The 7,644-nt window shown below is 70.9% G+C and carries 7 protein-coding genes; 3 read left to right on the top strand and 4 right to left on the bottom strand.

The window, feature by feature from the left end; translation table 11 throughout:
- The first annotated feature begins 361 nt into the window (after positions 1-361).
- Positions 362-991: a DUF308 domain-containing protein gene (locus tag GT354_RS24455; RefSeq protein ID WP_237535406.1), complete on the top strand. Its 630-nt coding sequence runs from the start codon at positions 362-364 to the stop codon at positions 989-991.
- A gap of 71 nt (positions 992-1,062) precedes the next feature.
- Here GT354_RS24455 and GT354_RS24450 read toward each other — a convergent pair whose 3' ends face one another.
- A complete protein-coding gene (locus tag GT354_RS24450) occupies positions 1,063-1,941 on the bottom strand; it encodes a LysR family transcriptional regulator (protein WP_161358530.1) in 879 nt (292 codons plus the stop codon).
- Between the two features lie 92 nt (positions 1,942-2,033).
- On the opposite strand from GT354_RS24450, the gene GT354_RS24445 reads away from it, so the two are divergent.
- Both GT354_RS24445 and GT354_RS24440 read left to right on the top strand, forming a co-directional pair.
- Positions 2,034-2,750 (top strand): SDR family oxidoreductase, encoded by a 717-nt coding sequence (locus GT354_RS24445; RefSeq protein ID WP_161358529.1) that lies wholly within the window; start codon positions 2,034-2,036, stop codon positions 2,748-2,750.
- A gap of 156 nt (positions 2,751-2,906) precedes the next feature.
- Positions 2,907-3,896 carry an aldo/keto reductase gene (locus GT354_RS24440; protein WP_161358531.1) on the top strand — a complete coding sequence of 330 codons (990 nt, stop codon included), beginning with the start codon at positions 2,907-2,909 and terminating at the stop codon, positions 3,894-3,896.
- A gap of 182 nt (positions 3,897-4,078) precedes the next feature.
- On the opposite strand, the gene GT354_RS24435 is transcribed toward GT354_RS24440, so the two are convergent.
- From GT354_RS24435 to GT354_RS24425, 3 genes are all read right to left on the bottom strand, one after another.
- Positions 4,079-4,300 (bottom strand): hypothetical protein, encoded by a 222-nt coding sequence (locus GT354_RS24435; protein WP_161358528.1) that lies wholly within the window; start codon positions 4,298-4,300, stop codon positions 4,079-4,081.
- Positions 4,301-4,453: 153 nt separating this feature from the next.
- Positions 4,454-4,855, bottom strand: a complete 402-nt coding sequence (locus GT354_RS24430; RefSeq protein WP_161358527.1) for an STAS domain-containing protein — start codon at positions 4,853-4,855, stop codon at positions 4,454-4,456.
- Between the two features lie 208 nt (positions 4,856-5,063).
- Positions 5,064-7,589, bottom strand: coding sequence for a hypothetical protein (locus tag GT354_RS24425; protein WP_161358526.1), 2,526 nt, complete (start codon positions 7,587-7,589; stop codon positions 5,064-5,066).
- Between the last annotated feature and the right edge of the window lie 55 nt (positions 7,590-7,644).

Below are 7,644 nucleotides of genomic sequence, written 5' to 3'. Positions count from 1 at the left end.
AGGCGCAGACCGAGTCGCGCTTTCCCCCGCCGACCACCTCGCCGCCCACCCAGACCTCCACGCCGCGTCACTTCGGATGCGCTGGTCCGCAAGAAGGTCAACGCGACCGTCGAGGGCCACACCACCGCCCTCGCGGCGGGCGACCAGCCGGCTTCCCGGATCGACCGGACCTACGCACGCCCCGGATGCCGACAAACGTCATCGCACAAAACTTTCCTTGGAAGATGTGTCGGCGACCAGTCCGCTGCAGCCGGAAGGAAACCGACCCGCAGGCGTGGTCCCGGTACGCGTGCGACGGTGGATGGGTGTGGGCGCGGGCCCACGACCTGGTGGGCCCGGTTGTCAATCGCCGGGAGGAACGATGTCTGAGACTTCGCGTGATCGCCGGTTCGGCCCCACCGGAGCCGGGTCGGGGCCGGCCATGGTGTCGCGGGTGGTGCTCGCCCTCGCGATCGCCTCCGTGGTGCTCGGGGCGGTCGTGTTGATCTGGCCGACCCAGACGGTACGGGTGATCGCGGTGCTGTTCGGGCTGTACCTGCTCGTGAGCGGCGTGATCCAGCTCGCGCTGGGTTTCGGCGCGATGTTCGCCGGTGGCTTGCGGGCGGTGTTGATCCTCAGTGGGCTGCTGTCCGTGGTACTCGGTGTCCTGTGCCTGGGTGGCGGTGACCGCTCGGTGACCGTACTCGCCGTCCTGATCGGGGTCGGCTGGCTCGTCCGCGGCATCGCCGAACTGGTGGGTGGGGTGGCCACGCGCGACATGCCGGGCCGGGGCTGGGCGATGTTCGTCGGGATCGTGGACATCATCGTGGGCATCGTGCTGATCGCCGCCCCGGTGTCGAGCACGACGGTGCTGGCCGTCCTCGCGGGCGTCGTCCTGATCGGGTTGGGACTGATCGGGGCCTTGGCCTCGACGCGGATCGGCCGCGGATCGACCGGCGCCGACACCACCTGGCAGGCGAGTGGGGCACGCAGGTCCTCGCGGCTGCGGTGACGGGCACGTGCCGAGAGGCGAACGCCGCACCCGAGAAGCGCCGGACGGGCGTCGGCACCGGCCTCCGCAGCTCAGTCCGCGGACGCCGGCGGCTCGCAGCCGCGGAGTTCGGCCGCGGAACGGACGAGGGCTGCGATCGCCGGTGAGCGGCTGCTTGCCGGCCAGGCGAGCACCGTCGTGATGTGCGGTGCGTCGGAGACGGGCACCGCGACGTGATCGGGCCACTGCCAGGCACGGCTGGAGGCAGGGATGACGAGCAGCGTCTTCCCGAGGGCTACGAGCTGAGCGAGCTGTGACTGGGTGTGCACCTCCGGCCCGGGCCCGTCCGGGTAGGTCCCGTCGAGGCGGGGCCATCGAGCGATGGGCAGATCCGGCACGTCGCCGACGTCGGCCAGCGTGAGCCGCTCGCGGGACGCGAGCGGATGCCCTGCGGGGAGAAGCGCGATCTGGCCTTCGACGCACAGGTCTTCGGTGTCGAAGCCGGCGAGGTCGTCGACCGGTCGGTGCATGAGTGCCACGTCGGCGCGTCCGTCGCGCAGTAGCCCTGCCTGCTCGCCGACCTCGCACAGGAGGACTTCGATCGCCGCCGCACCGGGTGCGCTCGCATGTGTACGCAGGAGTCGTTGGAGCAACTCGTGGGACGCACCGGCTTTCGTCACGAGCACCAGCGGCCGCTTCGGATCCGCGGCCCGCCGGGTGCGACGGGCAGCAGCCGCGACCGCGTCGAGGGCCACTCGCGCCTCGCGCAGCAGCACCGTGCCGGCATCGGTGAGCGCCGCGCCTCGACGGTCTCGGTCCAGGAGCCGGACGCCCAGCCGCCGTTCCAGTCGGCCGATCGCCCGGGACAGCGGCGGCTGCGCGATTCCGAGCCGCTCGGCGGCACGTCCGAAGTGCAGTTCCTCGGCGACGGCGACGAAGTACCGAAGCTCGCGGGTCTCGAAATCGTCCACAGCTGCAGCCTAACGCCTGATACCTGCCGGGTATCACAGCGTACCGAGTCCGTCTTGGACAGCCCGTGCGCGATTCGCCGAGCATGGGTGGCATGAACGACACGAAGGTCGCGCTGGTCACCGGCGCGAACAAGGGAATCGGTTACGCCATCGCCCAGGGTCTCGGGGCGATCGGCTTCACGGTCGCGGTGGGGGCCCGCGACGACGCCAGGCGCGCGAAGGCCGTCGAGCGTCTGCGGGCCGCGGGCGTCGACGCGTTCGGGGTCGCCCTCGACGTCACCTCCGACGACAGCGTCGCCGCAGCGGCGGCGACCATCGAGCGGACGGTCGGTCGGCTCGACGTGCTCGTCAACAACGCGGGTATCTCGGGCCGGATCGACGATGGCGCGCAGGATCCGACGACGCTCGACCTCGACGTCGTCCGCACCGTCCTCGAAACGAACGTGTTCGGGGTCGTTCGGGTGACGAACGCGATGCTCCCGCTGCTCGGCCGTGCGAGTTCGCCGCGCATCGTCAACATGTCGAGCAACATGGGCTCGCTGACCCTGCGGACGGGCCCGATCCTGGCCGCGTACGCGCCGTCCAAGACGATGCTCAACGGCATCACTGCACAGTACGCTCGCCGACTCGCCGATACCGATGTCATCGTGAACGCCGGCTGCCCCGGCTACGTCGCCACCGACTTCACCGGCTTCAACGCGCCACGGACGCCCGAGCAGGGCGCCGCGATCGCGATCCGGCTCGCCACCTTGCCGGACGACGGGCCGCGCGGCGGCTTCTTCGACGACGAGGGTGTCGTCCCCTGGTGACCCGGACGCACGGGAGCGCGAAGTCGTCGTCATGCGGTGCTTCCCGTCTGGCCGATTGCCCGGTTGTCGATATCCCGAACGCCGGATCATTCGAACCAGGGTTCTCGGCCCCCGGACCTGGGCAGCGACCAGGACATGACTTCCACCGGACACGACATGCAGTACACCGAGTTGGGGCGCAGCGGTCTCACCGTCAGTCGCCTGGTGCTGGGCACGATGAACTTCGGCCCCGTCACCGACGAGCAGGACAGCGGCCGCATCATGGACGCGGCCCTGGCGGCGGGCGTCAACTTCTTCGACACGGCCGACGTCTACGGACGGGACGCCCGGCTCGATACGGGGACCAAGGGCGCGACGGAGGAACTCGTCGGCCGCTGGCTGAGCCGAGGCGATCACCGCGACAAGGTGGTCCTGGCCACCAAGGTGTTCGGCAACTGGGGCGACTGGCCCAACTCCGGCGGCCTCAGTGCGCGACACATCCGAAAGGCGTGCGAGGACAGCCTGCGCCGGCTCGGCACCGACCACATCGACGTCTACCAGATGCATCACATCGACCGGCGCGTCCCGTGGGAGGAGATCTGGCAGGCGATGGACCTGTTGGTCCGTCAGGGCAAGGTGCTCTACGTCGGTTCGTCCAACTTCGCGGGCTGGCATATCGCCGCCGCTCAGGAGGCCGCCGCGCGCCGTTCGTCCCTGGGCCTGGTCAGTGAGCAGTGCCTGTACAACCTCGCCCAACGTGCCGCGGAGGCCGAGGTGTTGCCGGCGGCGCACGCGTACGGTCTCGGGGTCGTCCCGTGGTCGCCGCTCCACGGCGGCCTGCTCGGCGGCATCCTCGACAAGGAGCGCGAGGGTGGCCGAAACCGGACCTTGGGCGGGCGGGCCGCAGCCGAACTCGGCGAGCGGCGCGGGCAGATCGAGGCGTACGAGGAATTGTGCGCCAAGATCGGCCTACCGCCCGGCGAGGTCGCGCTCGGGTGGTTGCTCACTCGCCCGGAGGTAACCGGTCCGATCGTCGGCCCGCGCACGCAGGCGCAACTCGAATCGGCCCTGCGCGCGATCCGGGTCGACCTCGACGCCGACACCCTCGCCGAACTCGACCGGATCTTCCCGGGCCCGGGCCCGTCCCCCGAGTCCTTCGCCTGGTAGCCGGAAGGCGACGGCGTCCGTGCCCCGCGTCCCGGGTTATTGCCCGGGACCCGGGGCACGGACGCCGTGTGCGGTCGAATGCGCAGCGGGAGAACGTCGGTTCGGCGGGTGATCAGTGACGTGATCGCTGTGCGACCGGTGGGTGGCCGGTGTGTGTGTCAATACATGTATGAATGCATGTATCAGTGCGTGTAGAGGTAGACCAGGCCCTGCGGGCCGTCGGCGCAGAAGAAGCTCGGGCCCCACAGTTCGTAGCCCGCCTGGCCGGCCGCGTAGCACTGGGCCTGTGTGGTGTAGACGCCCCGTACGTGGAACTCGCCGGCGGCGCTCGCGTTGGTCGCGGCCCCCAGCGGGACGACGATTGCCGCGACGCCCGCGGCGAGCAGTCCGATGCGCTTCTTCACGTGCCAACTCCCGGTGTTGGGACGACTTCCGACGAACCGTCGACTGTCGTCGGAGGTGGTGGTGGTGGTGCGATGGCGCTCGAATGCTATCGACGTGATATCTCGAATAGGTCTAGGCCAATCCTTGGATAGGTCTAGGCCAATTCCGTACGCCTACGACTCCACGGCATCGGTGGGTGATCGCGAGGGCAACGGCTCGTCGCGGGGGAGGGGGTCGTCGGCCCGCAGAGCCTCGTCCAGGGTCGAGTACAGCGGCACGACTCGATGCATCCCCACGAGCCGGAAAACCCTTCGTACCAGAGGCCGATCGGACACCGCGCGCACGTGCCCACCGTGTTGCCGGCAGTGCCTGTGCACGTGTGCGAGCAGCGACAGGCCGGTGGGCAGCACGTAAGGGGCCGCGCCCAGATCCAGCACGCAGACCCGAGACGTCGGCCGGTGCGCCGCGATGATCGCGAGCAGGTCCGTGCGGACGCGATCGATGTTCGCGATGTCGACGATGAGGTCGAGCTTCACCACTACCCGGTCGTTGTCGAGGCGGTACGCAAGGTTCATGTCGTGTCCAGTTCGGCGCATACGAACAAGACCCCCGTCCCGGTGGGAGGGGGCGCGTCAGCGTGGGACGAGTTCACCATAGAGATCGGGCGCCCTGCGCGGGAAGCCCCCACTTTTCGGGGTGCCGGCGAGGAGCGGGGCCGCCGAGGTCGGCACAGGCATGTTCTCGGGACCTCGCTCGGCGGGATTTCGCGCCCGGCGCCCGGCCCTACGGCTCCGTCGCGGCCCGTGCGGTGGCGAGCAACTCGGCTACCGTGCCGATGAAATCGGGCAGCATCGCGTACGCGGCCACCCATGCCTCGGGCCGACCGGCCAGGTGCCGATCGACCAGTTCGGCCAGGGTTCGGCCGGTGTGGGCGGGGATGGTGTCGCACGACGCCTGGGACAGCGTGCACAACACAGTGGCGGCGGGGCAGCCCTGTTCCAGCCACGGATCGGGGTCGAGTACGCCGTCGTCGAGCGCGACCGTGATCACGTCGACCTGCTCGGAAGCCTCTCGCGAACGCGCCCGGGAGGGGTAGAGGCCACGCAGCAGGGGACGGGCGACGGTCCACGATCGGCGCCCGGAGTCGGCCGCGTACGCGTACAGGCCGGTCGTGGCGGCCAGGCTGCGGGTGAGTTCCTCGGGCAGGTCGGGGCGGGCCTCGTTCAGGCCGGCGAGTATCCGCACGGAGAATCGTTTGGTCCGGTTGGCGGCGAGGATGGCCGACCAGCCGGGGTCGTCGGTGGTCTCCGGAAAGCCGCGCGCGGCGCCTGTGCTCAGCAGACCGACGATGCCACCGGCCCGAGCACGTTCCTCCCACGCGTGGGACACGTCGCGCAGCAGGGCCTCGCCTTCGGCCGGCGGCGCGACGGCGGCGCGTCGGATGGCACCCGCGAGGTCGAGTCCCAGGTTCTCGTGGTCGTAGCCACAGCCGGGCTCGCGCTCGACGTCCGGGTCCAGGGCGCGGGCCAGGAGGCGTTCGGCGACGGCTGCGTGCCCCGAAGCGATCGCCGCGCGGCAGGCGCACAGGGTTTCGTACAGGGTGGCCCCGCGGTAAACCGAGATTCGGGATACCCGGGCATTGCCTTCCGCCACGTTGCGCAGCGGGCCGTACAGCGCGTGGATTCGATCGCGGAGCAGCATCCCGCGAGTCGATGGTGGGGTCAGTGGGGAGGCGTAGATGCCCGCGGTCACGGCCGGCGCGTTCGTTGCGAGCAGTGCTGCGTCGAGTCGTGCCCCGCCCGGGCGGCCGAACAGGTCGGCGGTGAAGGCGGACGGGAGGTGTGCGGCGAGCCCGGCGACGGTGCCGGGGGTCGCCGTGCGCAGCAGCCGACGCATGGCCGCGTGGCGTTGCCGGCCGGGCTTGCGGCCGAGGGGACCGGGCGTGAGGTAGTCGTCGGACCAGACCTCGTCCGAGGCTTCGTTCTCGCCGTCGCCGTCGCCGGATCGGGTGGTGCAGATTGCCGCGTCGATCAGCGACGGGAGGGCGCCCGGCCACGAGGGCCCGAGGCGGGCCATCCGTACCCACGCGTCGACGTCGTCGCCGAGGCGGTCGCGGACCAGCCGGCCCAATGCCGCGTCGGCGAGCGCGAATCGCTCCCGCAATCGCCGCCCCGTCGACGGCTGCGCGTGGGCCTCGGCGTAATTCTCCAGAAACGCCCATGCCGGGGCCGCCTCGGTGACCAGGTCGTCCACGCTCGGGGCGTCGGCGGTACGGACCGGCTCGCACGCGGCCAGTGCAGCGGTGGTGAGGTCACCGTCGTCGACACCTTCGGAAGCACGCCAGTTCGTCAGGCGGGGCTGCCCGGCGGCGTCGACACCCACCATCGCGCGCAGGGCGGCGTGGTCCCAGCCGTGCCGGCGCACGAGTTGCTCCACGTCGTCGGCGAGGAACGCCGAGTGGTGGTGCGCGCGGGCGAGTACCGGCCACGAGAACGTGTGCGGGGCCATCGAGACCGCGGGCACGGCGGGCGCCAGGCGTGAGCGGGTCGGCCCCTCGACGGCGCGCAGTCGCCGTACGAAGCTCTCCGGGCTCGCCGCGGCCAGGATCGTGGCCTCGATGTCGACGCGGACCTCGGGGTCGTCGAGCGCGTCGAGTAGCTGTCGGTGGAGCCCGCGATACGCGTCCTGGCGTTCGCGTGTCCACTCGCGAACGGCGTCCGCGCCCTCGGTGTCCCACAGCCGCAGCAACGCCAATGCCCGTTCCGCAGGCGTGAGTTGCCCGTCGGCGCCGAGGGTGCGCAGCGCGTGCCGGACCAGGTCGGGATCGGCCGCGACGACTGCGGGGGAGAGCAGGTCGCGGTCCGTGGTGCGCAACAGGCCGGACCGCAACGCGGGATCCCTCGGCACGGGGCCGATCGGCAGCAGACCGGCTTCGACGCGTGCGCTCGGCGGTAGGCAACCCCGCGGGCTGCCGGCCAGGATCAGTCGGCACATCAGCGGCGAGTCGGTGCCGTACAGGGCGAGATTCAGGGCCGGATCGTCGCGCGCGTACAACGCCCACAGCGGGCTCTCGAACCGCTGAAGCCTGCCCGGGGCGGACCGGAACTCCCTGTCACCGGCCAACTGAAGCAGATCGGCGTGCTCGCCGTGGGTGAGCATCCAGTCGACGAGGGCCTCGGGGGCACCGAAAGCCCGCCGCACAAGGCGAGTTCGGGCCGCGCCGCCCATGCGTTCGGCGATCGCCCCGATCAGGGCGGCGTCCGTGTGTTCCAGCAGACGCATGAAGGCCGTGCTCGCCTGTTCCACCATGTCCCGACCCCCTTCCGGTACGCGCGGCCCACGCTATCCGGCCACCTGGCTCCCT

It is taken from the genome of Streptomyces sp. SID3343 (genome assembly GCF_009865215.1).
Lineage (GTDB): Bacteria > Actinomycetota > Actinomycetes > Streptomycetales > Streptomycetaceae > Embleya.
This window is presented reverse-complemented; position numbering and strand designations above follow the sequence as displayed.